Below are 25905 nucleotides of genomic sequence, written 5' to 3'. Positions count from 1 at the left end.
GGATGGCACGATGCTAGACAGACCTGTCTGGTAGTGTCAAGGAGTGAACGCGGAGAAGGTGGAGACCCGAAGGAGCCCGGCGCGCACCCGTGTCCTCGACACCGCGGCGCGCCTGTTCTACGCCGAGGGCGTGCACTCGGTGGGCATCGACCGGATCATCGCCGAGGCCGCGGTGGCCAAGGCGACCTTCTACCACCACTTCCCGTCCAAGGACGACCTCGTCCGCGCCTACCTGGCCGAGCAGAGCCGGATGCAGCGCGCCGTCGTCGCCGGGCTCCCCGCGCGGGAGCCGCGCGAAACGGTGGCGGCGGCCTTCGAGTTCATGTGCCAGGTCGGCGCGGCCCCCGGCTATCGCGGCTGCGCCTTCCTCAACGCCGCGGCCGAATACCCCGACCCGTCCCATCCCGTACGGCAGGTCATCGACGAGCACCGGACCTGGATCCGCGACCTGTTCCGCGGCCTGCTGGCCGACTGCGGCCACCCCGACCCCGATCGCACCGCCGACATCCTCATCCTGCTCAGGGACGGGCTCGTGGTCGGCTTCGACCTCGACGACCCCGCCGCCGTCCGCCTCGCGGTCCGCGAGGCGGTCACCAGGGTCCTGGCCGTCCCGGCCTGAAATCGCCGGGCCGCCGGCTCACTCCGGGGCCGTCATCCGGCACGGAGTTCCTCGGGACGCAGCGCTCCGCGCAGGGTCCGCCGGGAGACCCGTGCCACCAGCACCGCGGCCAGCACTCCGATACCCGCCGTGACCGCCGCCCGGACGGCGGCGAAGGTGAAGGTCCCGGGCGACCAGCCGGGGGCGTCCGCCGTCGTGAGGATGATGATCCCCGCCCCGGCGACGGCGGCCACGAGGCACACCGGGGAGGCCGCGATGAGCGCCTGCCGGGTGAGCACCCGGCCCAGCGCGGAGGCGGGCACGCCGGAGGCGGCCAGGACGGCGAACGAGCGCCGGTGGTCCAGCAGCGCCTCCGCCTGGTGGACCGCGAGCGCGGCGGCGGAGGTGACCAGGGCCAGCAGCAGGGCGAGATCGATGAGCAGGTAGGCCACGACCTTGGAAGTGGTGAGCCAGGGGCTGAAGAGGATGTCTCCCTGCTGGGCTCCCACCGCCGAGCCGAAGAACACCGTCAGCCCCACCACCGTCAGCGCGCGGGCCCACGCCCGGGGGTCGGCCTGGACGATCCGGGCGGCCAGCAGCGTCTCGGGGGCGGCGGCCGTCCGGCCCGCCCGCCGGGCGACCGCCCCGATCAGCCAGGTGGCGGCCAGCACCAGCCCGAACAGCAGGAGTACCGCTCCGACGGTGACGGACAGAGCCGCGCCGTACGGCCCGCCGACGGGAAACCGGCCCTTCCCGATGAACCCGGCGGCGAACAGCGCGACGCCCAGCCCGACGAGGAGGAGGTCCACCGCCCTGGGCCCCCGCGGCCGGGCCCGCCGGACCAGCCCCAGCGGGGAGGCCACCACGTGCCGCCCGGCGGCCAGCCCGGACCCCACCCCGATGAGCACCACCGCGGCGAGCACGACGAGCGTCCACATCGGTGAGAGCAGCGGCACGACTCCGTCCAGCGACCGCCACAGCGCCACGTTGACGGCGAGATGGGCCACGCCGCCGAGCAGCCCGCCCAGCAGTGCCTGCCGTCCGACCTCGTAGGCCCCCACCAGCCGCGTCTCGTACGGCGTGGCCCCGGCGAGCCGGAGCGCGGCCAGCCGCCGCTCCCTGGTCGCGGTGGCCAGGCGGCTCGCCTGGTAGGTGAAGACCGTGGCGGGCACGACCAGCAGGGTCAGGGTCAGTGCGGCGAGCAGGCGCGGCTCGTGTTCGGTGAACACCCACAGCCGGTCGTGCGGCGCGTCGATCCGGAAGGACAGCAGGTTCGCCGCGGTGCAGAGCAGGAACGTCGCGAGCGCCGCGCCGGCGGACATCAGGCGGGCCCGCGCCCGCTCGCGGGGGGACCGGCCCCTGACCATCATCCGCATGACAGTGATCACGCCGTCACCTCCCCGTCCGCCGCGGACGGTCCCGCCACGGACGCCCCCGCTGTGGAGGCCCCCGCCGTGGACGTCCCGGCCACCGCGCCGTCACGCAGCACGATCTCCCGATCGGCGTAGGCGGCCACCCGGTTGTCGTGGGTGACGACCACGAGGGCGGTACGGCTCTCACGCGCCGTGCCGACGAGCGCGTCCATCACCTGTTCCCCGGCCAGCGAGTCGAGCGCGCCGGTGGGCTCGTCGGCGAAGATCACCCGGGGCCCGACAGCCAGTGCGCGGGCCACCGCGACACGCTGGAGCTGGCCCCCGGACAGCTCCCCGGGCCGCAGGTCGGCGCAGCCGGCCACATCCAGCCGCTCCAGCCAGGACCGGGCGGCGCGCGACGACTCCTGCCGCCCGTGCCGGTTGAACAGCAGCGGCAGAGCCACGTTCTCCACCGCGCTCAGCTCCGGGACCAGCTGGCCGAACTGGAAGACGATCCCGAAGTTCTCCCTGCGCAGCCTGGTCCGGGCGTCCTCGCCGAGGGTGTCCACCCGCCGTCCGTCCAGGCGGACCTCCCCCGACTCCGGGCGGATGACGCCGGCCAGGCAGTGGAGCGCGGTGGACTTGCCCGAGCCGCTCGGCCCGGTGATCGCGACGATCTCCCCCTCGCCGATCTCCAGCGACACCCCGTCCAGCGCCGTGGTCCGGCCGAAGGTCTTGCGGAGCGCACGCGCCTCAAGCATCGATCTCCCCTCTCAGATCCGCCAGCCGTTCCATCGCCGTCTCGATCCACCGCAGGTCGGCGTCGAGGTGCTGAAGCGCGTAGTCGGCGGCCAGCACCCGCGCGGGCGAGCCCGACCTCTTCTCGGCGGTGAGCTCCCGCATCCGCGCCAGGTGGGCGGCACGTTGCCGGAGAAGGTAGCCGTCGGCGGCCCCGCCGGTCACGGTTGCCACCACCACGCGGGAGAACAGCGGGCTCGCCACGTACGGCGCCGGCTCCTCCACCTCCGCCAGCCATCGCTCCAGCTCGGCCCGGCCCTCGCCGGTGATGGCGTAGGCCGTGCGCTCGGGGCCTCCTCCCTGCGCGATCTCGGCCACCTCGGCGAATCCATCCCGCTCCAGCCGCTGGAGTGTCGCGTAGACCTGCCCGTAGGCGAGCGGCCTGGCCCCGGGCAGGTGGTGGTCGTGTTCTTTCTTGAGCTCGTATCCGTGCTTGGGCCGCTCCGCGAGCAACCCGAGCAGGACGTGTCGGATCGACATGATCGCGACTATACACTCGATGTATTCACTCAGTGAATACTGAACGCGGAGCGGCCGCGGCACCGCAGGCCGAGGGCTCCCCCGTGCGGAGCGGCACGCTATTCCCGTCGCTTACAAGATCTTCCATCTGGTACGGTCCCGATCATGGTCTACATGTTCATCCGTCTCCGGACCGCCTGAGACGCCGTCCCGCCGGTCGCCCGGCGATCAGCCGCCACCGCGTCCACGGTCTCCTGTGTCGTCATCGCGTCCCGGCGAGTCCACCGGTGGGCGCGCCCACCGTCTCAGCATCAGCAGCGGCCCCACCCGGGGCATCCGGCGCCCCGCCGTGCCCGCCCCCGCCGCGTTCGCCCCGCTTCGATCCGATCGGACTGATTCACATGTCATCCATCCCCGCCGGCCTGTCGCACCCTCGGTCCGCGTCCGGCGCCGCTCCCACCTTCGTGCTGGTCCACGGCTCCGGATCCAGCTCGTTCATGTGGTCCTCCGTCCAGCGTGAACTGGCGTTGCTCGGCCACCGCAGTTTCGCCGTCGATCTGCCGGGACACGGTCTCGACGCGCAGTACCCCGTCGCCTACCAGGCTCCGCAGGACCTCGACGCGTGGGCGGCCGAACCGTCGACGCTGGCCGGGACCACCCTCCAGGACAACGTCGACACGGTCGTCGACGTCGTCCGCCGGGTGGCCGGATACGGGCCGGTGGTGCTGGTGGGCGCCAGCCTCGGAGGCGCGACCGTCACCGCGGTCGGCAACACGATCCCCGATCTGGTGGATCGGCTGGTGTACATCTCCGCGTGGGCCTGCGTGCAACGGTCGAACCCGATCGAGTACATGCAGGAGCCCGAGTTCGCGGACAGCCTGATGCCGTCCCTGGCCGCGTTCAACGTCGGAGACCCGACCCTGCTCGGCGTCGGCCGGGCCAACTACCGCACCGCCGACCCGGAGCTGCTGGCCGGTCTCAAGGCGGCGACCATGGCCGACGTCACCGACGAGCAGTTCAGGGCCTTCCTCAACATCCTGCAGCCGGACGAGTCGATCGCGGTGATGACGGCCGACGCCCGCGGTCACGCCGACACCTGGGGCACGATCGCCCGCACCTACATCCGTCTCACCGGCGACCGGTCCATTCCGCCGGCCATGCAGGACAGGCTGATCGCCGAAGCGGACGCGCTGACTCCCGGAAACCCCTACGACGTCCACACCCTGGACACCACGCATGCGGGGTTCGTGTTCAGGGCGGCGGAAGTGGCGGCCATCCTCGACAAGTCGGCCCTCTAGCGACAACTTCGGAACCGCCTCGTGCCCAGGCCGCCCGAGCCTGGGCACGAGGCGCCCGCAAGAAGGCCCGCCGCCCCGTACCGCCCGGCCGGATCCCCGCGGCCGGAGGGCCTTCAGCCGAGGACCGACGGGCGCCGTCCCGCGATCCGGCGCGGCGGTCTACTGGATCTTCGCCAGGTCGATGACGTACATCTCGTCCCCGACCGGGTAGGCCAGGAGCCTCCCGTCCCTCCCGATCCGGGGCTTGCGGACGTACCTGCCCTCCGGCCGCACGCCGAGGCCGCCCGACGTCCCGGTGGCCAGGTCCTGGAGGACGACGCCGAGGATCGAGCCCTCGTTCCACACCGTCACGACGTGGAAGCGTCCCCGGGCCGGCGGCTCCACCGGGGAGATCCCGCCGGGCAGCTCCTTCTCCTGAGAGCCGTCGCGCAACCGGTGGAAGCCCCTGCCCCCGGGGCTCGTCCCCGAGCAGGTCGTCCGGTCGCATGTGACCGACCGCTCGCCCGGCCGGATCACCGCGGTGTCGGTCTCGCCCGTCTCGACGTTGCGGATCCGGCCGAACCGCGCCTCGCCGGCCGGTACCCGCAGTCCCGGCCCGCCGATCCACGGCCAGTCCAGGAGGTGCATCCCCGCGCTGTCCGGCACCGCCTCCACCGTCCCGCCCTGGACGGGCACGGTGTACACCCCGCCCTCCTGTTCGGAGAACGCGATCCGGTCACCGATCACCGCCAGGCTGCCGAGACCCTTGTCGGGCACGTCCGCGATCTTCTTGTCTGCGACGAGCCTGGCCTCGCCACCGGCCAGCGGCGCGCTCCAGATCTGCCCGAAGGCGTCCGCGGACGCGGTCCACCAGACCACATGCCCGTTGCCCACGGTGAAGTCCGACGGGGATATCACGGTCCCCACCGGAATCGGCACATCGGCGATCTTGCGGAACGTGCGGCCGTCCAGGTCGTAGGCGTAGAGGGCGTCATTCTTCCTGAACCCCGCGTTCATCGTGACGAGCAGCGTCCGATCGTCGATGAACGCGAGCGGCTCGAAGTCCCGTCCGTCCGGCCCCGTGGCGGGCACCGTGCGCACCGCCTGCGGCCATACGGTCCCGACCGGCTCCGGCAGCGCGTCCGCCCGCGGTCCGGGCTCCGTGCCGACCGTCGCCGACGACACGCCGGTGGGGTCGGTCCCGGGTGCCGCGACCGGGGACGCGCCGACCCGCAGCCCTGCCGCCGTCCCGCCCGCGACCACCACGACGGCGGCCGCCGCCAGCGCCGTCCGGGCCCGCCTGCGGCGCCGCCGGTATCCGGTCTCCAACCGCTCCGGCAGCCCGCCCGGCAACCGCGGCGCCTGCTCCGCCGCGTTCCCCAACGTCCTGCGCAACGTCTCTTCAAGGTCGTTCATCGCACTCTCCCCGTACGGGCCGCAGCCCGCTCGCCGGACCGCGGCCCGCGGCCGCTCCCGTTCCCTTCCGGTACGGCCGCGCGCAGCTTGTCGAGCGCCCGTGACGCCTGGCTGCGCACGGTCTCCCGCGAGATCCCCAGCACGCCCGCGATCTCCGCGTCGCTCAGCTGCTCGTAGTACCGCAACACCAGGACCGCGCGCTGCCTGCGCGGCAGCCCGGCCAGCGCCCGCCACATCGCCTGCTCGTCCCCGCTGGGCAGGGCGTCGTGATGGGCGCGCTCCGGCAGGTCCCAGGCGGGCTGCTCCCGCCGTCGCAACCGCCACGCGGCGACGTGCAGCCTGGCCATCGTGGTGCGCGCGTAACTCTCCGGGTTCTCCTTGAGCCGCACCCTCGGCCAGGCCGCCCGCAGCTTCAGCAGCGCCTCCTGCACCAGATCGGCCGCGTCGTGCGGGTTCCCGGCGAGCACGTAGCCGTAGCGCAGCAGCGCGTCGCCACGCTCGGCAACGAACTCCGCAAAGCGGGAATCTGCCTCCACCTGCCTCCGCCCTTCGTCGGTTCCTCATCTCCGAGAGGGCGTTCCGGGCGAAACCGTTGCACGCCTCCTTCCGTGTGATTTCCGGGGCGAGCACACGAACGGCACCCGGCGAGAGGGAGTGGGCATTCGATCAGCGGCGGGCGATCCGGGCCTTGTCGATGTCGACCGGGAGCACGGGCAGGCCGTCCACCGGCGGGGTCGGGCCGTCCGGAACAGGCTGGATGCCGCCGGCGGCGATGCGGTCCAGGACGGCGAGCCCGGCGGCGTCGACCGTACCGAAGATCGTGTAGTTGGGGGCCAGCCCGGAGTCGCCGTAGACCAGGAAGAACTGGCTGCCGTTGGTGTCGGGGCCGGCGTTGGCCATGGCCAGCACCCCGCGCGCGTACGTCTTGCGCACCCCGGTGGGGTCGCCCGGCCACGGCGGCAGATCGGTGGGCAGCTCGTCCTTGTAGCGGTAACCCGGCCCGCCCTCGCCGGTGAAGCTCGGATCGCCGCACTGCAGCACCTTCAGCCGGTCGTAGGCGGTCAGCCGGTGGCACGAGGTGTCGTTGTAGAACCTGTGCCTGACCAGGTGGACGAAGCTCTGCACCGTGCAGGGCGCCCTGTCCGGGTGGAGGGTGAGCCCGATGTCGCCGTGGTTGGTCTTGAGAACCGCGGAGACCGGCCGGGTGGGGGTGCGGCGCGGGTCCGGGGGCAGCGGAACCTTGCGCGCGGCCGGCTCGTCCGGGGTCGAGGCGTAGCGGCACGGGCCCTTCGTCGTCTTCGGCGGCCTGTCCCCGGCCCCGCCCGCGGCCGCCGCGGCGGGCAGGGCGCCGAAGGCGACCAGTGAGCCCGCCGTCACCACGGCTGTCGCAGCGCGTCGTACCAGTGCTCTGCCAGACATGACGTCCTCCCTGAAAAGTGATCGACGGGCCCTCTGCGGTCCTAACCGATCAAGCCGACGCCGTCAAGGGAGGCAGTCAAGGTACGGTGCGGCGCCGGGGGCGGGCCCGCCGGTCGCCCGGAGGGAGCTCGGCCGCGTCAGAGTCGAGGCGGGGTCACGTCAGGGCCGGGGGAGTCGTGTCAGGGCCGGATCACTTGATCACTCCGCAGGCCACCCGGCCCCCGGCGTCACCGGTCTTCAGGGTCATCTCATCGATCTTCGTGCTGTACCGCTCGGGGATGTGGGCGAGGTTGTCGGGGAGCGCGTGGACGATGACGGCGCTGCCGTCCTTGTCGGAGAGCTGGCGCACCCTGAACGCGTCGGTGACGACGGAGGCCGTGGCGGTGCCGTCCTTGCCGGCGAGCAGAGGGGGCAGGTCCCCCGAATGCTCGCCGTGGGAGCCCTTGCCCAGGTTGAAGTGGCCGCCCGCGGAGAAGAACGGGGTGACCTTCCCGGTGGCGGGGTCGACGGCCTTCGGGTCGCATTTGCCGGTGGCGTGGATGTGGAAGCCGTGGAAGCCGGGGGTCAGGCCCTTCACCGTGACCGTCAGCCGGGCCTTGCCGTACCCCTCGCGGATGACGGTGAGCCGGCCGACGGCCTTGCCTTCGGCGTCGCGGATGGTGGCCGCCGCGGAATGATCGCCTCCCGAGGGCACGGCCTCGGCCGCGGCGGAGACGGCGACGACCGCGACTCCGGCGGTGAGTGCGGCTGCGACGGCCAGATGAGTCCTGCGCAGAATCATGGTCTGCCTCTCTCGCGGAAGAGCTTTCAGTCTTTCGCGAGAGTAAATTCGGCTGCTTTACCGGCGCTGAACGCTCACTGAAATTCCCGCAGGGAGCCCGCGATGACCTGGCGCTCCAGAAGTTATCCGCATATATCCAGAAAATACCGGTCAAGCATGAAATGTCATTCGAGTCGTCCCAAGCGCCGGGAGGGCCGGAGCGCCCGGCGGGATTCCGTCGGGTGATTCCGGCCTTATCCGGATTCTTCGGATTCACTTGGTCTCGCCGGATTTCACCGTGTAGTAGAGGTGGGTCACGCCGGTCCCCTCGATGACCCGGGGCCCCTCCAGCTCGACCGGGGCGCAGGTGAGGCCCTCGAAGAAGGGGACGCCCCCGCCCAGGAGCACGGGCACCAGGTCCACCCGGATCTCGTCCAGCAGGCCCGCGTTGAGGCACTGCGAGGCGATCTTGGACCCGACGCCGATCCAGCCGTCGCCGGCGACCTCCTTGGCCTGGGTGACGGCGCTCTCGACCCCGTCGGTGACGAAGGTGAAGGGGGCGTCCCGGCGGGGCCAGCCGTCCGGGACGGTGTGGCTGACCACGAACACCGGCACGTCCATCGGGTGGCGGCCGCCCCACCCGTCGGTCATGTCGAACAGGCGGCGGCCGACGATCAGGGCTCCGACGTTCTCCATCGCGCTGCGCAGGTGGGCGGCGCTGGCCTCGGAGACCTGGAAGGTCAGGCCCGGAGTGGCGGTCGGGATGGTGACGTCGCCGTTGCCGTACCAGCCGAACAGGTGCTCCACCCCGTCGGAGGGGTCGGCGACGAAGCCGTCGAGGGACATCGACATGTTGGCGATCACCTTGGCCATCGGGAGTGCTCCGTTCTCGTCTCGCGGCCCGCGCGGGTCCGTTCCGCGCGGAGTTCGACCGTTGAGACGTACCCGGGCCCGGAAACTCATCGCTCAGCCGTACGGCCCGGCGTCGCCCCTACAGCTTCAGCGGCAGGCCGAACGCGGGCAACAGGTGGGGCTCGAACGCCGTGATCTCCACGATCTTCCCGTCCCGGATCCGCAGCACGTCCAGCACCTGCGCCCGGTACACCGCGGTGCCGGGCCGCTGCACGTAGCCCGCGGCCGCCGGCTGCCCGTTCGCCCGCGTGGGCAGGTGCCGCCACTTCCCGAAATAGCTCGGGGAGGCGGGGTCGAGGGACGGCTCCAGGAAGGCCAGCATCGCCTCGCGGCCGACGAACCAGAACGGGTTCGGCGGCATGGTCAGCCGGATGTCCTCGCTGAGCAGGGCGGACACGGCGGAGACGTCGGAACGGTCGGTGGCCTCCATGTAGCGCCGCAGGATCTCGCGCTCCTCCTCGGTGGGCTGGGCCGAGCCCGTCCACTCCGCGCGCCGTCCGGGCAGGTGCTCGCGCAGGGCGGGCCGGGCCCGCTGGAGCGCGCTGTTGACCGAGGCGAGGCTCATCTCCAGCATCCCCGCCGTCTCGGCGGCCGGCAGCCCGAGCACGTCCCGCAGGATCAGCACCGCCCGCTGCCGGGGCGGCAGGTGCTGGATCGCCGCCAGGAAGACCAGCTCCACCGTCTCCCGGGACACCGCCGCGGCCTCCGGCGACGCCTCGCCCGAGACCGCGCCCCCCAGGTCCTCCAGCAGGTGGTCGGGGTAGGGCTGGAGCCAGGTGACCCGCGGCGGGGGATCCTGGCTGCCGTGGTCCATCCCCTCGACGGGCCCGTACCGTCCCGGCCGCCGGGTGGTGCGCCGCAGGAAGTCCAGGCAGGCGTTGGTGGCGATCCGGTACAGCCAGGCGCGGGCGGAGGAACGCCCCTGGAACCCGTCCCGCCCGCGCCAGGCCCGCAGCAGGGTCTCCTGGACCAGGTCCTCGGAGTCGTCGTAGGAGCCGACCATCCGGTAGCAGTGCACCTGCAGCTCCCGCCGGTACGGCTCCACCAGACCGGCGAAGGCCCACTCGTCCCCCGACCGGAGGGCGGCTGCGGCCGCGGCGTCCTGCTCCCCGTCCGACCCGGAACCCGGCGGGATCCCTGCCCCGGGTTCCGTCCCCGCCGCGGCCTCCGCCCCGGGGTCCGCCCCGGATCCGGCCGCCGATTCCGTCACCGGCGCCGGTGTGACGTTTTCCGGAGCCTCCCCGTAACCCTCAGAGCCCGTGGAACCCTCAGAGCCCGTGGAGCCTGCGGAGCCTGCGGAGCTTGCGGATTCCGCGGTGACCTGCGCGGCGTCCAGCGCGGTGCGGGCGACGCGGCGGAGCCTGCCGACCGAGGACGACAGGGCCGTCACCTCCCGGTAGAACACCCCGGGACGCTGCGGGGCCAGCCCGCGGACCCGGCGCTCGATGTCGGCGATCAGCTCGTGCACCGTCTCGCCCGGCGACGGGTCGCGCCGGGACCGGTAGGCCTTCTGCCGGCACGCGGCCGAGCAGTAGACCGACGCCCGGCCCGGCTTCCCCCTCCGCCTCGGCAACGTCCGGCCGCAGACCTGACAGCTGTTGTTCTCCGGCATGATCACCGTCCACGGGGAAACGACACGCGGCATCCGCGTTACGCATTAAGCCACGCCGTCGTCGTCCGTCACCACCCGATCGGCGGGGAGATCCAGGGAGACGGTCACCTCGAGGCCGCCCTCCGGCAGCGCGCGGGCCTCCAGCGTGCCGTGGTGGGCCGCGACGACGGCGGCCACGATCGACAGGCCCAGCCCCAGGCCGTCGCCGACGGCCTTCCTGCCGGTCTCCAGGCGCTGGAAGGGTTCGAGGAGTTCGGGGACCCGGCCGGGCGGGATCACCGGGCCGCTGTTGGCGACCCTGAGGGTCGGGCGGCCGTCCCGTACGGAGGTCGCCACCTCCACCCAGCCGCCGGGCACGTTGTGCCGCGAGGCGTTGTCCAGCAGGTTCACCACCAGGCGCTCCAGCAGGGCGCGGTCGCCGGAGGCCGGTGCCGGGCGGAGAACGGACGTGAGGCGGACCTCCGGCTCTCCGCGCAGGTCCAGGATCTGTCCGGTGATCTCGGCCAGGTCGTGGGGTTCCCGGTGGTGCAGGCCCTGCTGACTGCGCGCCAGGGTGAGCAGGGCCTCGATGAGCCGTTCCTGGTGCTTTCCGGCGGCCAGCAGGCGCTCCAGCACGGCCCGCAGGGACCCGGCGTCGGCCTCCGGGTCGGCGAGCGCGACCTCGGCCATGGCCTGCTGCAGGGTCAGCGGGGTGCGCAGCTCGTGGGAGGCGTTGGCGACGAACCGCCGCTGCGCGGTGAACGCCGCCTCCAGCCGGTTCAGCAGCTCGTCGAAGGTGTCGGCCAGTTCCTTGAGCTCGTCGTCCGGTCCGGAGGCGGCCAGCCGCCGGTCGAGCCGGTCGGCCGTGATGCGCCGTACGGTGGCCGTCATCTCGCCCAGCGGGCGCAGCACGCGCCCGGCCATGAGCCAGCCCAGCGCCATCGAGGCGAACGCCATGACGACCAGCGCGATCAGGGAGTTGACCAGCAACCGGCGCAGGTTCTTCTCCTGTGCGGATGCTGCCGCGGGGGCCGTGACCGGCAGTTCGGGCCCGGCGGGCGGTGCGGAAGCGACCGACGCCGTGGGAGCGACCGGCGGCCCGGAGGCGGCCGGGGCCTTCGGGGCGGCCGGGGCGTCCGGGGCTGTGGGGGCGTCCGGCGGTGTGGGGAAGGGCGAGTGCTCCACCAGGAGATAGATGAGGGTCACCAGCAGTACCCCGGCTACCAGGAACAGACCGCTGTAGAACAGGGTCAGGCGCAGCCGTATCGTCCACCTCATATGCTCGCGCGCCTCAAATCCGGTATCCGGCCTGCGGGACCGTCTCGATCAGCGGCGGGTCGCCGAGCTTGCGGCGCAACCGGCTGACCGTCACCTTCACGGTCTGCGTGAACGGGTCGGCGAACTCGTCCCAGCACCGTTCCAGGAGCTGCTCGGCGGAGACCACGGAGCCCCCGGCGATCAGCAGCAGCTCCAGCACCGCGAACTCCTTGGGGCTCAGCGGCAGCCGCCGTCCGTCGCGGGTGGCGATCCGGGTGGCCGGATCGAGGCGCAGGTCGCCGTGGACGAGCACCGTCGGCAGGGCCGGGACCGCCCGCCGGGCCAGCGCGCGGATCCGGGCGATCAGCTCGGCGAAGGCGAACGGTTTGGGAAGGTAGTCGTCGGCGCCGATGCCCAGCCCGGTCACCCGGTCGTCGATCGTCCCGGCCGCGGTGAGCATCAGCACCCGCGCGGGGTGACCCGCGCCGGCCAGCGCCCGGCACACGTCGTCGCCGTGCAGGCCGGGCAGGTCGCGGTCGAGGACGACGACGTCGTAGTGGTTGGCGGAGGTGCGTTCGAGCGCCGCGGCGCCGTCCAGCGCCACGTCGACGGCCATGCCCTCGCGGCGCAGCCCCACGGCCACCGTCTGGGCCAGCTCTTCAAGATCTTCGACCACCAGCACCCTCATGATCCACCAGGATGCCCTGCCTCCGGTTACAACGGGGTAACCGCCGCCGTTCCCGCCCGGTAACCGGTCCTCGGCTTGGCTGATCCCACCGAGAAGAACGGAGAAACCATCATGAACGGCTCAAGGATCAGGAACGTGCTCCTCGCCGCGGCCCTCGTCGCGGTGGTGGGAGGAATGGCCCCGGAGATCCCGGGGGTCCCGGAGGTCCCCGAGGTCGTCAAGATCTTCCAGGCCCCGGAACAGCCCGCCGTACCGGCGGCGCCCGTCGCGCCGGTCGCACCTGTCGCACCTGTCGCGCCGGTCGCCCCCGTGGCGCCTCTTGCGCCTCTCGCCCCCGCGGTCCTCGCCGTCCTCGCCGCGCTCGCCGTCCTCGCCGCACTCTCCAGGCGCCCTGCCCGGTCCGCCCCGTCCACTGCGTCCTTCCCCTCCTGAGCCGCGGGGGTGGCCCGGCTCTCACCTGTCATCAGGCCCGCGGGGTCACGACGGCGGCGGAACACTACGCTGGGCGGGTGATCGTGGGGATCGGTGTGGACGTGGTGGACGTGGCCAGGTTCGAGGCGACACTGGCCCGGACGCCCGCGCTGCGGACGCGGCTGTTCACCGAGGCCGAGCGCGGCCTGCGGCCGGAGTCCCTGGCCGCGCGGTTCGCGGCCAAGGAGGCCGTGGCCAAGGCGCTGGGGGCCCCGCCCGGCCTGCTCCACGTGGAGGCCGAGGTGGTGAGCGGCGAGCACGGCCGCCCCGAGCTGCGGGTGACCGGCCGGGCCGCCGAGGTGGCCGCGGCCCTGGGGGTGACCCGGTGGCACGTCTCGCTGACCCACGACGGGGGCGTCGCCGTCGCCTATGTGATCGCCGAGGGTTAGGTTCGGAGCATGCGGACCGCGTACACCTCCGACCAGATCAGGGCGGCCGAGGCGGCGCTGACGGCGACGCTGCCCGAGGGGACGCTCATGCAGCGGGCCGCCGCCGGGCTGGCCGCGCGCTGCGCCGCGATGCTCGGGAGGGTGTACGGCTCCCGCGTCGCGCTGCTGGTCGGCAGCGGCGACAACGGCGGCGACGCCCTCTACGCCGGAGCCCGGCTGGCGGCCCGGGGAGCCCGGGTGCACGCGGTCCTGGCCGGTTCGCGGGTGCACGAGGCCGGGCTGGCGGCCCTGCGCGGCGCGGGCGGCCGGGTCGTGGACCTCCGGGGCGGCGCCTCGTCGGGCACGGGAGACGACGCCGTTCCGGGCACGGGAGACGACGCCTCAGGGGCGGCGGCCGGCGGGCCGGAGGCGGTCCGGGAGGTCGTCGCCGCCGCCGACCTGGTCCTGGACGGGCTGGTCGGGATCGGCGGGGCGGGGGCGCTGCGGGAGCCGTACGCGACGCTGGCGGCGATCACCGCGGAGAGCGCCGGGGACGTCGTCGCGGTGGACGTGCCGAGCGGGGTGGACGCGAGCAGCGGGCACGTCGACGGCCGGGCGGTCCGGGCGGACGTCACCGTCACGTTCGGGGCGTTCAAGACGGGGCTGCTGGTCGATCCGGGAGCCGGGCACGCGGGCCGCGTCGAGCTCGTCGACATCGGGCTGGGGCCGTACCTGCCGGACCCCGACGCGACGGCGCTCACCGACGGGGACGTCGCGCTCCGGCTGCCCCGGCCCGGGGCCTCCTCCGACAAGTACCGGCGGGGCGTCGTCGGCGTCGCCGCCGGCAGCCGCCGCTACACCGGCGCGGCGGTGCTGGCCGTGGGCGGCGCGATCCGGGCCGGGGCGGGCATGGTGCGCTACGCCGGAGCCGCCGAACCGGTGGCCCAGGTGCGCGCCCGCTGGCCGGAGGCGGTGATCACCGAACTGGCCTCCGCGAACGGCGACGACGCGGCGGACCCGGGCGAGGAGATCGAGGACGTCGGCCGGGTGCAGGCGTGGGTCCTCGGACCCGGCCTGGGCACCGGCCCCGAGGCGCACGCCGTCGCCCGCGCCGTCCTGGCGGGCGACGTCCCGGTGCTCGTGGACGCCGACGGCCTGACGCTGATCGCCCGGGACAGGTCGCTGCTGCGCCGCCGCACCGGGGCTCCCGTGCTGATCACCCCGCACGCCGGGGAACTGTCGCGCCTGCTGGAGACGCCCCGGGAGCGGATCGAGGCCCGGCGGCTGGAGCACGCCCGGCGGGCCGCCGCGGAGCTGGGCGTGACCGTGCTGCTGAAGGGCTCGACCACGCTGGTCGCCGAGGAGGGCAGGCCGGTCCGGGTCAACCCGACCGGCAGCCCCTGGCTGGCCACCGGCGGCACCGGCGACGTGCTGGCCGGGCTCGCGGGCGCGCTGCTGGCCGCCGGGCTGGACTGTTATGACGCCGCCTCCTGCGCGGCGTACCTCCACGGGATCGCCGGACGGCACGGCCCCGTGGCCGCCGGAGACGTGGCGCGGGCTCTCCCGGAGGTTATGAGGTCCGTCATAAACCGGCCTCGGCAACGGCGCTGAGCCGCCAGAATGGAAAGATGAGCTTCCCGATGACTCCTGCCGAGGCGCGGGTGGACCTCTCGGCGATCCGGGACAACGTCGCGCTGTTGCGGAGCCACGCCCCCGGGGCGCTGACCATGGTCGCGGTCAAGGCCGACGGCTACGGGCACGGGATGACCGCCGCCGCGCGGGCGTGCCTGGAGGGCGGGGCCGAGCGGCTCGGCACCGCCTACATCCGCGAGGCCCTGGAGCTGCGGGCCGAGGGGGTCACCGCGCCGATCCTGTCGTGGATCATCCCGCCGGGGGAGCCGCTGGACGAGGCGGTCGCGGCGGAGGTGGAGCTGTCGGCCGCCGCGCCGTGGCTGGTGGACGCGATCGCCGAGGCGGCGGGCCGTACCGGCCGGGCGGCGCGGGTGCACCTGAAGGCCGACACCGGCAGCGGGCGCGGCGGCTCGCCGATCGCCGACTGGCCGGCGCTGGTGGACCGGGCGCTGACCCGGCAGGCGGAGGGGACGATCGAGATCGTCGGTCTCTGGTCGCATTTCGCCTGCGCCGACATCCCGGGGCATCCGTCGATCGATACTCAGCTGGGCGCCTTCGACGAGGCTCTGGCCGTGGCGGAGAAGGCGGGCGCGGGCGGGTCGCATGTGATCCGTCACATCGCCAACTCGGCGGCGAACCTGACGCTGCCGCGGGCCCGCTACGACATGGTGCGTCCGGGCATCGCGGCCTACGGCCTGAGCCCGATCCCGGAGCTGGGGGATTTCGGGCTCCGTCCGGCGATGACGCTGACGGCGCGGCTCGCGCTGGTCAAGCGGGTCCCGGCGGGTTCCGGCGTGTCCTATGGGCACCTTTATGTCACAGATCGCGAAACAAAGCTTGGCCTTGTCCCGCTCGGGTATGCGGACGGGATCCTGCGGCACGCCACCGGACGGGCGGAGGTGTTCGCGGGCGGCCGGCGCAGACGGATCGCCGGACGGGTCTGCATGGACCAGTTCGTGATCGATTTGGGGGACGACCCGCTGACCGAGGGGGACGAGGTGATTCTGTTCGGTGACGGCTCGAAAGGGGAGCCGACCGCGCAGGAATGGGCGGATTCCCTCGACACGATCACCCATGAGATCGTGACCGGGATCGGTTCGCGCGTGCCACGCGTTTACCGGTGAGGGCGGGTAAAAGGGGGTCTGGATGACTACGACACGACGCAGAGTCGGGATCGCGGGCGCGGTCGTCGGCGTCACGTCCGCCGGAGTGGCGGCCGCCGCCCTCGCCAAGCGGTACGCCGTGGGCCGCATCCGGCTCCGTCCCGACCCGGAGGCCAGTGAGCCCCTGGGCGAGCTGCGCGGGCGTCGGGTCACGATCACGACCTCCGACGGCGTGGAGCTCCACGCGGAGGCGGACGGTCCCGAGGAGGCCCCGCTGACCGTGGTGTTCTGCCACGGCTACACGCTCAATCTCGACTCCTGGCACTACCAGCGGCGCGACCTGCGCGACTACCACCGCCTGGTGTTGTGGGACCAGCGCTGCCACGGGCTCTCCCAGCGGTGCGCGGCCGAGGACTCCACGATCGACCGGCTCGGCGAGGACCTGTTCGAGGTGCTCGAGAAGCTGGTGCCCGGGCCGTGCGTGCTGGTCGGGCACTCGATGGGCGGCATGACCATCATGGCGCTCGCCGACCGGCATCCCGAGCTCTTCGGCGACCGGATCAAAGGGGTGGCGCTCATCGCCACCTCCGCCGGGAAGCTGGCGGAGGTCTCCCTCGGCCTGCCGGCGCTGCTGTCCAAGGCGGTGCACAAGGTCACGCCGGGCGCGGTGTCGGTGCTCGGCCGCCGGGGCGCGCTGGTGGACCGGGGCCGTCATGCGGCCAGTGACATCGCCTTCCTGGTCGTGCGCAACTTCGGCTTCGGCGACTCCAAGAACGTCAGCCCCACGGTGGTGGACTTCGTCGAGTCGATGATCCGCTCGACGCCCTTCGAGGTGATCGCGGACTTCTACCCGGCGCTGATGTCGCACGACAAGCTGACCGCCCTGAGCGTCCTGGACGACGTGCCGACCTCCATCGTGGTCGGCGACAAGGACTGGCTGACGCCCGTCGAGCACAGCAAGGCCATCGCGGCGGCGCTGCCGCGCGCGTGGTTCACCGAGGTGCCCGACAGCTCGCACCTGGTCCATCTGGAACGGCCGGCCGCGGTCAACGACGCGCTGCGCGACCTGCTGAAGCGGGCGGCGGCGGACATGGGAACGGACGACGGCCGGTGAGAGACCGGCGAAGGGGTGGGCGAACGGTGAGAGCCGTCACGGGAGCGGGTGAACGGTGAGAGCCGTCGCGACCGCCGAGGAGATGCGCGAACTCGGCTCCGAGCTGACCGGGCTGCTGCGCCCGGGAGATCTGGTGGTGCTCTCCGGGCCGCTGGGCGCGGGCAAGACGACCCTGGCCCAGGGCATCGGAGAAGGACTCAAGGTGCGCGGGCCGATCACCTCGCCGACCTTCGTGATCGCCCGGGTCCACCCGTCGCTGGCGGACGGTCCCGCGCTGGTGCACGTGGACGCCTACCGGCTCGGCGGCGACCTGGAGGTCGACGACCTCGACCTGGACGCCTCGCTGGAGGAGTCGGTGACGCTCGTCGAGTGGGGCGAGGGTCTGGTCGAGGGCCTCGCCGACGACCGGCTGGAGATCTCCATCGAGCGGAGCGAGGCGGGCGAGGCGAGCGAGGAGCGCACGGTACGGCTCCGCGGGGTCGGTCCCCGCTGGGAGGGCGTCGTCTGACTCCGCTGGGCCGTTGACCCGCGGCGCGTGGTCCTGACGTGCCCTCCGGTCCTCATGTGCCGCCTGAGTCCGCTCAATGCTGCCTGATTCACCCACGTAGACAGGGAAATCCTGGCACTCTGACACTGTGTCCCACTTGGTCTAGATCATCACGGATGATGATCGACTCTTGCTGGTTTGCCCATGTTTAATGGGGACAGGTGGGAAGTCGTGCCGGGCGAGGGTCGTCGGCCGGAGTGCGAAGTGGAGTACGACGGTGCCAAGGGTCAAGCGTGTCGCGGTTCTCGGGGCCCTCGGGGTCACCGTCCTCGTCGGAACGGTCGGGTGCACGGCCGAGGCCAACTCGAATCCCACGGGAACGCCCACCCCGGCCGTGTCCCGGTCGGGCGCCGCGCGCGCCAACATCGAGGTCCAGCTCCAGCCCGACAGGCTGAGGGCCGGGCAGCGGGTCTGGATCCTGGCCAACTGCCCGATTCCCCAGGGCGGCCCCCAGCACCGGGGCACCGCCTCCTCGGAGGCCTTCCTCACCGCGGTCACGCTCGACCCCATCCCGGCGACGGCCTCGCCGGCGCCCCCCGGCACCGCCACGCCGCTGCCCCGGCCCTGGGTCCGCGGGCAGGCCACGGTCGCCGACGACACCGAGCCGGGCGAGTACGTCATCAACGTCAGGTGTGACGGGACCAACGACACCGGCACGGCCAACCTGCGCGTCCTGGTGGACAGCACGCCCACCGCGCGGCCGACGACCACGCGCACGCCCATCAGCACCAGGGGACCGGGCACCGGCGGCGGCGGCACCGCGGCCGGCGGTCCCGAGGACTCGGGCATGCCGGCCGGGATGACCGGGGTCCTGCTGGCCGCGGCCCTGGCCGGCGGCGTCGGTCTCGCGGTCGTCCGGCGGCGCCGTTCCTGACCGTCCTGATCTCCGATGGCCGAATCCTCCCGCTGGTCACGGGTCGTCGTCGCCGGGGTCGTCACCGGCGCCGTCCTGGTCGCCTTCAACAAGGGCGGGGGCGGCGCGGGCGAGGCTCCCGTCCGCGCCGCGGTCGTGCCCAGCCGCATCGACATCCCGTCGCTGGGCATCAAGGCGCCGCTGATGAAGCTCGGCGTCGTCGACGGCGACGTCGAGCTGCCGCCGTACGAGAAGCCGGACACCGCCGGCTGGGTGAAGGACAGCGCGGTCCCCGGCGACGAGGGGGCCGCGGTGATCCTCGGGCACGTCGACACCAAGACCGCCCCCGCGGTCTTCTACAAGCTCAAGACCATGCGGGAGGGACAGGTCATCAAGGTCGTGCGGAGCGACGGCAAGGTGGCCCAGTACCGGGTGGACTCCATCGAGCAGGTGGACAAGGACCGTTTCCCGGCGGACAAGGTCTACCTGGAGGACGGCCTCAGATTGATCACCTGCGGCGGCAGGTTCGACTGGGACCAGGGCGAATACGACGACAACGTGATCGTCTACGCCACCCTGGTCAAGCCCGCCGCCCGCGGGGCCTGACCGGAAAACAGGCAGGAAACCGAGAAGAAATCAGCTGTTCCTAATCTCACAGCCGTAGATCGAAGAGCAGGTCACGGCAGTGAGAGAGAACGGCATGGTAATGCTCGACAACGGGAAACGTGCCGAGCGCACGGAGTCGCCCGCCAGCCCCGACCGGAAACCCGCGATAGAGATCAGCGACCTGGTGAAGGTCTACGGCGGGCATCGTGCCGTCAACGGCCTCAGCCTCGACGTCGCTCCCGGAGAGGTCTTCGGACTGCTCGGACCCAACGGCGCGGGCAAGACCACGACGGTGGAGTGCCTCGTCGGCCTCCGCGAGCCGACGGAGGGCAGGATCGAGGTCCTCGGCCTCGACCCCCTGCGCGACCGGGCGGAGTTCGTCCGGCGGGTCAGCGTGCAGCCGCAGGAGGCGTCGCTCTTCCCCACTCTCACGGTCGAGGAGACGCTGCGCCTGTGGGCCTCCCTGCACGCCGCCCCCCGCGGCGTCGCCGACACGATCCGGCGGATCGGCCTGGAGGAGCAGGCCGGGGTCAAGGCCAAGGCGCTGTCCGGGGGCCAGCGCCGCCGGCTCCTCCTCGGGGTCGCGGTCATCGCCAATCCCCGGGTGCTCGTCCTCGACGAGCCCGCGGCCGGTCTGGACCCCCAGGCCCGCCAGCGGCTGTGGGATCTGATCAGGGCCGAGCGCGCGGACGGGACCACGGTGGTCCTCACCACGCACGACATGACGGAGGCCACCGAACTGTGCGATCGGGTGGGGATCGTCGTGGGCGGCCGGCTGGTCTGCCTGGGGACGCCCCGCGAGCTGGTCCACCGGCTCGGCGTCGCCCACGAGGTGTCCTTCGAAACCGACGCCGACCTGGCCGCGGTCGAGTCCCTGGACTGCGTGACGGCCGTCAAGACGGAGGGGCGGAGAGTGACGGTCGTCACCGACGACACCGACGAGGTCGTCCGCACGGTGGCGGGTCTCGCCGCCCGGCACATCGAGGTCCGCACCGGTCAGCTGGAGGACGTCTTCCTCAGGCTGGCCGCCGAGCACCACGAGAGCACCGCCGCCGAGCGGAACGGAGCGAGCAGATGACGACCCTCACCACCCCCTCGGCCCGCGTCCGGGAGTACGGAGCGTTCGCCGAGCTCACCAAGGCCAACGCCCGCGAGCTCATCAGGGATCCCAAGAACTTCTTCTTCGTCCTGGTCTTCCCGCTCATCTTCATGGCCCTGTTCCTCTTCATGGGCACCCTCAACCCCGCCGACGGCCCCGGCGGCTTCGATCCCATCCGGTCGGGCATCCCCGCGGTCCTGCTGATGGCCTTCATGTCCCTGGCCTTCTTCGGCACGGCGACCCCGCTGATCTCCCTCCGGCAGAAGGGAACGCTGCGCATGCTGGGGACGACGCCGCTGAACAGGACGGTCTTCATCCTGGCGCAGGCGCCGGTGCGGTTCGCCATCGCCCTCGGTCAGCTGGCCGCGCTCTCGGCGGCGGCCCTGGCGACCGGCTTCCTGGAGCCCTCCGCGATCGGCAGGCTCCTGATCAGCTGCGCCCTCGGCCTGGCCATGCTCTTCGCGCTCGGCTACATGGTCGCGGCCAGGATGCGCAACCCCGAGCTCGCCAACGGCGTGCTGGCGCTGATCATGCCGGTGCTGCTGATGTTCTCGGGGGTCTTCCTGCCGCTGGAGATCCTCCCCGAGGGGGTCCGCGCCGTCGCGGAACGCCTGCCCACCTCCTACTTCGCCGACGCGCTCCGCCAGGACCTGGTCGGGGTGCCCGGCGGATCGATCACCACCGCCTGGCTGGTGATGGCGGGAGTGGCGGCCGTCGCCGCCACGGTGGCCGTCACCCTCTTCAGCTGGACGGACGGTGAGAAGCGATGACCGCCGAGACCACGGACTCCCTCGGCCGGCTGGCCGACCTCGACCGCCTGGTGGGTTCCTACAGCCTGGTCAGCCGCGTGCAGCAGCTGCCCAACCACCCCGGAGAGCCGCGCTTCCCCATCTTCACCGCCGCGATGGGGGACCTGACCGCCGTCGCGGCGAACATCGCCGAGTCCGCGGCCGGAGCCGACATCCGCGGCAGCATGGACGGGGCCGGCGGCGCCCTCGGCGCCGAGCGGGCCGGCCGGCTCTGCGTCGCCGAGGCGCTGGAACGCTACTCCAGCTGCGTCTTCGACGAGTCGGCCCTGATGTGGGCCACCGCGGAGGAGCTGGGCGAGGAGGCCCTCGACCTGGCCACGGTCCCGCGCTGCGCGCCCCGGGAGCTGGCCCACCCCAAGAGCCTGGTCACCGCCCCCGACCCGGCGGGACCGATGCGCTGGGCCCGCGGCTGGTCGCTCACCGGGAACCGGCCGGTCTGGGTGCCGGCGGTGATGGTCTGGATGCACATCAGGGCCAAGTCGGCCGCCGAGCGGCTGACGATGCCGATCTCGACCGGGTGCGCCGCCCACTCCGACATCGCCGCGGCGCTCGTCGGGGCGATCTGCGAGGTGGTGGAGCGCGACTCGATCGCCCTGACCTGGCTGCAGCGCATCCCCTGGCCGCGCATCGAGCTGGACGAGATCCCCGAGCGGCTCGCGCCGTACGCGGAGCGGTACGGCGCCAGCCACGTGCGCACCCGCTTCTACGACGCGACCACCGACCTGGGCATCCCGACGATCTACTCCATCGACCTGACGCCGGACAACGAGGTCCTGGGCCAGCTGGTGATGTGCAACACGGCGCTGGACCCGGTCACCTCCGTCGGGAAGATCATGCGGGAGTCGGCGTCGTCCAGGATCGCCATGCAGGTTCCCCGCCCCCGGCCGGAGGACCCCGACGAGTTCCTCAACGTCTTCCACGGAGCCTCCTACATGGGGGCGCCGGAGCGGATCGGCGACTTCGGCTTCCTGACGGAGGGCCGGGAGCGGCGGACCCTGTCGAGCATGCCGGACCTGTCCACCGGAACCCCCGCGGGGGACCTGCGCCTCCTGGTGGACCGGCTCAAGTCCGCCGGGTGCGACGTGATAGCCGTCGAGATGACCACGGACGAGGCCCGGGACGTCGGTTTCCGGGTGGTCCGCGTGATCATCCCCCAGCTCATGCCGCTCTCGTTCATCCACACGGCCCGCTACACGGCCCACCCCCGCCTCTACGAGGCGCCGGCCCGCCTCGGCTATCCGGTGCACGCCGAGGCCGACCTCAACCCGCTTCCCCAGCCCTTCGCCTGAGAGGAGGACGAACACCATGCACGAGCTTCACCTGATCACTCTGGGGGCCTTCGGGGCCGCCGTGGCCGAGCGGGTGCGCGAGCGTCTCGACTCGGTGGCCGTCACCCCGGCCGACGAGCACGGCTACCTCGACTCCTCGCTGTGGCCCAACGCCCGCGTCCGCGCCCTGGCCGCCTTCCGGCCCGCGCCGAGGCTGGAGGAGACCCTCGACGGAGCCTCCTGCGCCTACCGGACCCCGTGGTTCCCGGTCGTCGTGGAGCACCCCCGCCTCAGGGTCGGGCCCGTCGTCGCCCCCGGCCACGGCGCCTGCGCCCGCTGCTTCCAGGCCCGGCGCCGGCAGCACGACCCGGGCCAGCGGCTGACCGGGACGCTGGCCGACGCCTACACCGCCGACCCCGCCCTCGGGCCCGGCGGGTACCTGCCCCACCACGTCGAGCTGGCCGCCCTGCTCACCGTGCAGCTCGTGAAGTCGGTCTGCGACGACGGCGGCGCCGCCGAAGCGGGCCACGTCCGCCAGTTCCACCTGCTGGACGGCACCCTGGGCCGGTCCACGGTCGTCGGCGTGCACGGTTGCCGCCGCTGCCGCACCACGCCCGACCAGCGGGAGTCGACGTGGCGGGACCTGGCGGACGAACTGCCCGAGCTGCTCGCCCCGACCCACGGATAGGACGACCGATGGCCAAACCGAGCCTGATCCCCGCCGAGGCGATGAGCCACGCGGTGGCCTTCGACCCGCAGTTCCGGATGCCCCGCCGTCCGCGCCTCGTGCCCGGCCTGGTGACCCTGCCCCTGCCCGACGGGCTGCTCGTCGAGGGCACCCCCACCCGGCAGGCGCTGCGCGGCGCCGCGGCCCGGACCCTGATCCCCCGGCTCCTGCCCGAGCTGGACGGGCGCAGGGACATCGACGGACTCGCCGCCGACCTGGATCTGCCGCCGGCGCACCTGCACCAGGCCGTCTCCCTGCTCTACACCTGCGGCATGCTGGAGGACGCCGCGGGCCCGGCGATGCCGGAGGGCACGCCCGAGCCGAGCGCGGTCTTCCTGAGCCGGTCCATCGACTCCAGCCGGGTCAACGTCTCCGGGGGAGAGGCGGCCCGCAGGCTCGCCGCCGCACGGGTCGCCCTCGCCGTCGCCGACACCCGGCTCGCGGCGGCCGTACGGCGGGCGCTCCTGGACGGCGGGATCGGCGCCGTGACGTCCTGGGACGGCGCGGGCGCGGAAGCGGACCTGCTGATCCTGGCGGGGGGCCTGCCCGCCGATCCGGGAGTGCCGGTCCTGCCCCTGCGGCTGGAGGGCGGCGTCGCCTGGCTGGGGCCGTACGTCGACACCTCCTTCACCGCCTGCGTGGAGTGCGTCGCCGCGCAGCGGGACGCCGGGGAGGCGCTCGAGGTCCCCGAGCCGTCGGAGCCGGATCCGGACCTGGCGGCGGACCTGACCGCGGCGCTGGTCACGGCGGAGGCGGTCGCGCTCCTGTCCAGGGTGGGCTCCACGCACACGCTGCACGGCCTGGTCAGGACCGACCTGGTCGGCTGGCACCAGCGCTCCTACCCGGTGGCGGGGCTGCCCGGCTGCCCGAACTGCGGCGACGGGGGCGCCGCGGAACCCGAGGCGCCCGCGGCGCTCGCCTACGAGGAGTCGGTCGCCTTCCCGCCCCGCAGCCTGACCAACCCCCGCGACCACCAGGTGCACTACCGGCCGGGGAACATCGCGCTCCAGATCGAGTGCAAGCGCTGGCCGTCTGCGCGCCATGTCCCGCTGCCCGACGCCCCGGACCGGGAGGGCTCCGGCCCCGTCCCGGCGAGCACGCGGATCGCCGCGGGCCGGCGCCTGGACGTGACCGCCCTGGGCGCGCTGCTGCGGCGGGCGGGAGGGCTGCGCGACGACGGGGCGGGCGGCTCGCACAAGGTCCAGCGCTGGGCCCCGACCGGGGGCAACCTCGGCTCGGCGCAGCTCCACGTGATCGCCCGCGACGTCGACGGCCTCGATCCCGCGGTGTACGGCTACCGCGTCGACACCCACCGGCTGGCCGACCTGACCTGGGCCGACCCGTACGAGCCGATCGCCGGGCTGGTCGAGGCCGAGGCGACCATCGTGGTCACCGGAGCTCTGAACCGGGTGGCGTCCAAGTACTCCACCTTCGCCTGGCGGGTCGTGCACCTCGACGCCGGCGTCGCCCTCGCCCAGCTCCGCCTGGTGGCGGCCGAGCGGGGGATCGCCACCCGCGTGGTGCCGCGCTGGGACGACGCCGCGCTCGCCGCGCTGCTCTCCATCGACCTCGACACCGAACCGATCACCGCGGTCCTCGCGGTCAACCCGACGACGGAGGAGGCACGGTGACCGTCCTGCGCGACCACATCGGAATCTTCACCCGGCTGCGCGACGAGACCCGGCTGACGGCCGAGGACGTGCTGAGGGGACCGTCCCCCCGGACGGACCGGGCCCGGCCGGTGGGCCCGCGCGGCGCCGGGACGGACCTCGCCCCGGTGCGCCCGGTGGCGGCCCCGCCCGCGGACCGGCCGCTGGAGGACATCCTCGCCGACCGGGTCTCGATCCGCGACTACGCCGACAGGGCGGTCCCCGTCGAGGTGATCGCGGCGAGCCTCGCCGCGGCGTTCCGGATGGACCGGGAGGGCTGGCCCGACGACTGCGCGGCGGGCCACGAGCTCGGCGTGCTCGTCGCCGCCCGCACCGTCGCCGGTCTCGGACAGGCCGTCTACCGGGCCGACGAGGACGGGGCCCGGCTGGTGCCGCTCGCCGGCCTGGCGGCGGACGGGCGGGCGGCGGAGGAGATGGTCCTGCAGATCGAGTACGCCGCCAGCCCCGTCATCCTGGCCGTCACCGGGTCGTTGTCCACCGCGCTGGCCCGGCACGGCGCCCACGGCCACCGGTCGCTGATGGCGAGGGCGTCCGGGCTCGCGTACGCGGCCCTGATCCACGCGAGCGCGTACGGGCTGGTGGGAAGCGTCTTCGCGGGCTTCCTGCAGTCGGGCCTGCGCCCGCTGGTGGACCTGGACGGTTACCGGCAGCGGCAGCTGTTCGCCGTCTCCCTCGGCTACCCGCGCCCCTGAGACTTCCGTGCGGCGCCCGCCGTACGGGAAACCGAGAAACACCACGAGAAAGGAGCGGCCACATGGCCCACCACCCCGAAGAGTCGGTCGACCTCTACGCGGAGGACCTGGCCGAGCTGCAGGCGGAGGACCTCCCCGGCGACACCGCCCTGGCCTCCCTCAGCACCGCCTCCTCGACCAGCTCCGCCTCCTGCCCGGTCAGCTCGGCCAGCTCGGCGACCACCGCCAGCAGCTACGGGTGACGGATCCCGCTGACCGTGTGAACCGCTGAGGAGGTGACGGAAATGGACATGGACCTGTTCGCCGAGGAGATCGGCGACGACGAGCTCTATCTGTACCAGCTCAACGAGACGACGCTGCTGGGCTCCCTGAGCACGGCGAGCACGGCCTGAACACCCTGTTCTGCCATGTCCGTCCGA

General features: G+C 73.1%; 28 protein-coding genes. 17 read left to right on the top strand and 11 right to left on the bottom strand.

Going from position 1 to position 25905, the window contains the following annotated elements:
- Positions 1–43: 43 nt before the first annotated feature.
- Positions 44–619 carry a TetR/AcrR family transcriptional regulator gene (locus Plo01_RS11360; protein ID WP_203890511.1) on the top strand — a complete coding sequence of 192 codons (576 nt, stop codon included), beginning with the start codon at positions 44–46 and terminating at the stop codon, positions 617–619.
- 32 nt (positions 620–651) lie between these two features.
- On the opposite strand, the gene Plo01_RS11355 is transcribed toward Plo01_RS11360, so the two are convergent.
- The 3 genes from Plo01_RS11355 to Plo01_RS11345 are packed head-to-tail and all read right to left on the bottom strand — an operon-like array spanning position 652 to position 3228.
- Positions 652–1986, bottom strand: coding sequence for an FtsX-like permease family protein (locus Plo01_RS11355; protein WP_203890510.1), 1335 nt, complete (start codon positions 1984–1986; stop codon positions 652–654).
- Positions 1983–2711, bottom strand: a complete 729-nt coding sequence (locus tag Plo01_RS11350) for an ABC transporter ATP-binding protein (RefSeq protein ID WP_203890509.1) — start codon at positions 2709–2711, stop codon at positions 1983–1985. The genes Plo01_RS11355 and Plo01_RS11350 overlap by 4 nt, the downstream gene beginning before the upstream one ends.
- Complete coding sequence (locus Plo01_RS11345; RefSeq protein WP_203890508.1) at positions 2704–3228, bottom strand: PadR family transcriptional regulator; 525 nt, start codon at positions 3226–3228, stop codon at positions 2704–2706. Before Plo01_RS11345 ends, Plo01_RS11350 begins: the two co-directional genes overlap by 8 nt.
- Positions 3229–3608: 380 nt before the next feature.
- On the opposite strand from Plo01_RS11345, the gene Plo01_RS11340 reads away from it, so the two are divergent.
- Positions 3609–4505, top strand: coding sequence for an alpha/beta fold hydrolase (locus Plo01_RS11340; protein WP_239316165.1), 897 nt, complete (start codon positions 3609–3611; stop codon positions 4503–4505).
- 159 nt (positions 4506–4664) lie between these two features.
- Here Plo01_RS11340 and Plo01_RS11335 read toward each other — a convergent pair whose 3' ends face one another.
- From Plo01_RS11335 to Plo01_RS11300, 8 genes are all read right to left on the bottom strand, one after another.
- Positions 4665–5900 (bottom strand): TolB family protein, encoded by a 1236-nt coding sequence (locus Plo01_RS11335; protein WP_203890507.1) that lies wholly within the window; start codon positions 5898–5900, stop codon positions 4665–4667.
- Positions 5897–6436: a SigE family RNA polymerase sigma factor gene (locus tag Plo01_RS11330; protein ID WP_203890506.1), complete on the bottom strand. Its 540-nt coding sequence runs from the start codon at positions 6434–6436 to the stop codon at positions 5897–5899. The genes Plo01_RS11335 and Plo01_RS11330 overlap by 4 nt, the downstream gene beginning before the upstream one ends.
- A 130-nt stretch (positions 6437–6566) precedes the next feature.
- Positions 6567–7319, bottom strand: coding sequence for a peptidylprolyl isomerase (locus Plo01_RS11325; protein WP_203890505.1), 753 nt, complete (start codon positions 7317–7319; stop codon positions 6567–6569).
- Between the two features lie 190 nt (positions 7320–7509).
- The gene (locus Plo01_RS11320) at positions 7510–8100 is read right to left on the bottom strand and encodes a superoxide dismutase family protein (protein ID WP_203890504.1); all 591 of its coding nucleotides are present in this window, start codon (positions 8098–8100) and stop codon (positions 7510–7512) included.
- A 252-nt stretch (positions 8101–8352) separates the two neighbouring features.
- On the bottom strand, positions 8353–8952 hold the full coding sequence (locus tag Plo01_RS11315; RefSeq protein WP_203890503.1) for a dihydrofolate reductase family protein: 600 nt from the start codon (positions 8950–8952) through the stop codon (positions 8353–8355).
- A gap of 118 nt (positions 8953–9070) precedes the next feature.
- A complete protein-coding gene (locus tag Plo01_RS11310) occupies positions 9071–10636 on the bottom strand; it encodes a sigma-70 family RNA polymerase sigma factor (RefSeq protein WP_239316163.1) in 1566 nt (521 codons plus the stop codon).
- 12 nt (positions 10637–10648) lie between these two features.
- On the bottom strand, positions 10649–11860 hold the full coding sequence (locus Plo01_RS11305) for a sensor histidine kinase (RefSeq protein ID WP_203890502.1): 1212 nt from the start codon (positions 11858–11860) through the stop codon (positions 10649–10651).
- Positions 11861–11873: 13 nt separating this feature from the next.
- Positions 11874–12527 (bottom strand): response regulator transcription factor, encoded by a 654-nt coding sequence (locus Plo01_RS11300; protein WP_203890501.1) that lies wholly within the window; start codon positions 12525–12527, stop codon positions 11874–11876.
- Between the two features lie 111 nt (positions 12528–12638).
- On the opposite strand from Plo01_RS11300, the gene Plo01_RS11295 reads away from it, so the two are divergent.
- The 15 genes from Plo01_RS11295 (at position 12639) to Plo01_RS11225 (ending at position 25728) form a co-directional block, all read left to right on the top strand.
- Positions 12639–12959 (top strand): hypothetical protein, encoded by a 321-nt coding sequence (locus tag Plo01_RS11295; RefSeq protein WP_203890500.1) that lies wholly within the window; start codon positions 12639–12641, stop codon positions 12957–12959.
- 77 nt (positions 12960–13036) lie between these two features.
- Positions 13037–13387 (top strand): holo-ACP synthase, encoded by a 351-nt coding sequence (locus Plo01_RS11290; protein ID WP_203890499.1) that lies wholly within the window; start codon positions 13037–13039, stop codon positions 13385–13387.
- Positions 13388–13396: 9 nt separating this feature from the next.
- Complete coding sequence (locus Plo01_RS11285; protein WP_203890498.1) at positions 13397–14977, top strand: NAD(P)H-hydrate dehydratase; 1581 nt, start codon at positions 13397–13399, stop codon at positions 14975–14977.
- Positions 14978–14994: 17 nt separating this feature from the next.
- Positions 14995–16122 carry an alanine racemase gene (gene alr / locus Plo01_RS11280; RefSeq protein ID WP_239316161.1) on the top strand — a complete coding sequence of 376 codons (1128 nt, stop codon included), beginning with the start codon at positions 14995–14997 and terminating at the stop codon, positions 16120–16122.
- A gap of 22 nt (positions 16123–16144) precedes the next feature.
- The gene (locus Plo01_RS11275; protein WP_203890497.1) at positions 16145–17215 is read left to right on the top strand and encodes an alpha/beta fold hydrolase; all 1071 of its coding nucleotides are present in this window, start codon (positions 16145–16147) and stop codon (positions 17213–17215) included.
- 55 nt (positions 17216–17270) lie between these two features.
- Positions 17271–17723 (top strand): tRNA (adenosine(37)-N6)-threonylcarbamoyltransferase complex ATPase subunit type 1 TsaE, encoded by a 453-nt coding sequence (tsaE, locus tag Plo01_RS11270; RefSeq protein WP_307837375.1) that lies wholly within the window; start codon positions 17271–17273, stop codon positions 17721–17723.
- A 256-nt stretch (positions 17724–17979) separates the two neighbouring features.
- Positions 17980–18636, top strand: coding sequence for a hypothetical protein (locus Plo01_RS11265; protein ID WP_203890496.1), 657 nt, complete (start codon positions 17980–17982; stop codon positions 18634–18636).
- A 15-nt stretch (positions 18637–18651) separates the two neighbouring features.
- Positions 18652–19221, top strand: a complete 570-nt coding sequence (locus Plo01_RS11260; RefSeq protein WP_203890495.1) for a class F sortase — start codon at positions 18652–18654, stop codon at positions 19219–19221.
- A 94-nt stretch (positions 19222–19315) separates the two neighbouring features.
- Positions 19316–20299, top strand: coding sequence for an ABC transporter ATP-binding protein (locus tag Plo01_RS11255; protein WP_203890494.1), 984 nt, complete (start codon positions 19316–19318; stop codon positions 20297–20299).
- The gene (locus Plo01_RS11250; protein ID WP_203890493.1) at positions 20296–21090 is read left to right on the top strand and encodes an ABC transporter permease; all 795 of its coding nucleotides are present in this window, start codon (positions 20296–20298) and stop codon (positions 21088–21090) included. The genes Plo01_RS11255 and Plo01_RS11250 overlap by 4 nt, the downstream gene beginning before the upstream one ends.
- A complete protein-coding gene (locus Plo01_RS11245; protein ID WP_203890492.1) occupies positions 21087–22418 on the top strand; it encodes a YcaO-like family protein in 1332 nt (443 codons plus the stop codon). The genes Plo01_RS11250 and Plo01_RS11245 overlap by 4 nt, the downstream gene beginning before the upstream one ends.
- A gap of 16 nt (positions 22419–22434) precedes the next feature.
- Positions 22435–23085 (top strand): TOMM precursor leader peptide-binding protein, encoded by a 651-nt coding sequence (locus Plo01_RS11240; RefSeq protein ID WP_203890491.1) that lies wholly within the window; start codon positions 22435–22437, stop codon positions 23083–23085.
- A gap of 8 nt (positions 23086–23093) precedes the next feature.
- On the top strand, positions 23094–24755 hold the full coding sequence (locus Plo01_RS11235; RefSeq protein ID WP_203890490.1) for a TOMM precursor leader peptide-binding protein: 1662 nt from the start codon (positions 23094–23096) through the stop codon (positions 24753–24755).
- Positions 24752–25486: a nitroreductase family protein gene (locus Plo01_RS11230; protein WP_203890489.1), complete on the top strand. Its 735-nt coding sequence runs from the start codon at positions 24752–24754 to the stop codon at positions 25484–25486. Before Plo01_RS11235 ends, Plo01_RS11230 begins: the two co-directional genes overlap by 4 nt.
- 62 nt (positions 25487–25548) lie before the next feature.
- Positions 25549–25728 carry a thiocillin family RiPP gene (locus Plo01_RS11225; protein ID WP_203890488.1) on the top strand — a complete coding sequence of 60 codons (180 nt, stop codon included), beginning with the start codon at positions 25549–25551 and terminating at the stop codon, positions 25726–25728.
- Positions 25729–25905: the final 177 nt, after the last annotated feature.

Origin of the sequence: Planobispora longispora (assembly GCF_016863135.1) — a bacterium.
GTDB classification, from domain to species: Bacteria; Actinomycetota; Actinomycetes; order Streptosporangiales; family Streptosporangiaceae; genus Planobispora; species Planobispora longispora.
This window is presented reverse-complemented; position numbering and strand designations above follow the sequence as displayed.

Coding starts and splice junctions, on each gene's coding strand:
- Plo01_RS11285 (WP_203890498.1), top strand. CDS start 13,397: ATGCGGACCGCGTACACCTCCGACCAGATCAGGGCGGCCGAGGCGGCG.
- Plo01_RS11235 (WP_203890490.1), top strand. CDS start 23,094: ATGGCCAAACCGAGCCTGATCCCCGCCGAGGCGATGAGCCACGCGGTG.
- Plo01_RS11340 (WP_239316165.1), top strand. CDS start 3,609: ATGTCATCCATCCCCGCCGGCCTGTCGCACCCTCGGTCCGCGTCCGGC.
- Plo01_RS11335 (WP_203890507.1), bottom strand. CDS start 5,900: ATGAACGACCTTGAAGAGACGTTGCGCAGGACGTTGGGGAACGCGGCG.
- Plo01_RS11315 (WP_203890503.1), bottom strand. CDS start 8,952: ATGGCCAAGGTGATCGCCAACATGTCGATGTCCCTCGACGGCTTCGTC.
- alr (WP_239316161.1), top strand. CDS start 14,995: ATGAGCTTCCCGATGACTCCTGCCGAGGCGCGGGTGGACCTCTCGGCG.
- Plo01_RS11320 (WP_203890504.1), bottom strand. CDS start 8,100: ATGATTCTGCGCAGGACTCATCTGGCCGTCGCAGCCGCACTCACCGCC.
- Plo01_RS11350 (WP_203890509.1), bottom strand. CDS start 2,711: ATGCTTGAGGCGCGTGCGCTCCGCAAGACCTTCGGCCGGACCACGGCG.
- Plo01_RS11225 (WP_203890488.1), top strand. CDS start 25,549: ATGGCCCACCACCCCGAAGAGTCGGTCGACCTCTACGCGGAGGACCTG.
- Plo01_RS11275 (WP_203890497.1), top strand. CDS start 16,145: ATGACTACGACACGACGCAGAGTCGGGATCGCGGGCGCGGTCGTCGGC.
- Plo01_RS11295 (WP_203890500.1), top strand. CDS start 12,639: ATGAACGGCTCAAGGATCAGGAACGTGCTCCTCGCCGCGGCCCTCGTC.
- Plo01_RS11325 (WP_203890505.1), bottom strand. CDS start 7,319: ATGTCTGGCAGAGCACTGGTACGACGCGCTGCGACAGCCGTGGTGACG.
- Plo01_RS11250 (WP_203890493.1), top strand. CDS start 20,296: ATGACGACCCTCACCACCCCCTCGGCCCGCGTCCGGGAGTACGGAGCG.
- Plo01_RS11240 (WP_203890491.1), top strand. CDS start 22,435: ATGCACGAGCTTCACCTGATCACTCTGGGGGCCTTCGGGGCCGCCGTG.
- Plo01_RS11245 (WP_203890492.1), top strand. CDS start 21,087: ATGACCGCCGAGACCACGGACTCCCTCGGCCGGCTGGCCGACCTCGAC.
- Plo01_RS11255 (WP_203890494.1), top strand. CDS start 19,316: ATGGTAATGCTCGACAACGGGAAACGTGCCGAGCGCACGGAGTCGCCC.
- Plo01_RS11305 (WP_203890502.1), bottom strand. CDS start 11,860: ATGAGGTGGACGATACGGCTGCGCCTGACCCTGTTCTACAGCGGTCTG.
- Plo01_RS11300 (WP_203890501.1), bottom strand. CDS start 12,527: ATGAGGGTGCTGGTGGTCGAAGATCTTGAAGAGCTGGCCCAGACGGTG.
- Plo01_RS11345 (WP_203890508.1), bottom strand. CDS start 3,228: ATGTCGATCCGACACGTCCTGCTCGGGTTGCTCGCGGAGCGGCCCAAG.
- Plo01_RS11310 (WP_239316163.1), bottom strand. CDS start 10,636: ATGCCGCGTGTCGTTTCCCCGTGGACGGTGATCATGCCGGAGAACAAC.
- Plo01_RS11260 (WP_203890495.1), top strand. CDS start 18,652: ATGGCCGAATCCTCCCGCTGGTCACGGGTCGTCGTCGCCGGGGTCGTC.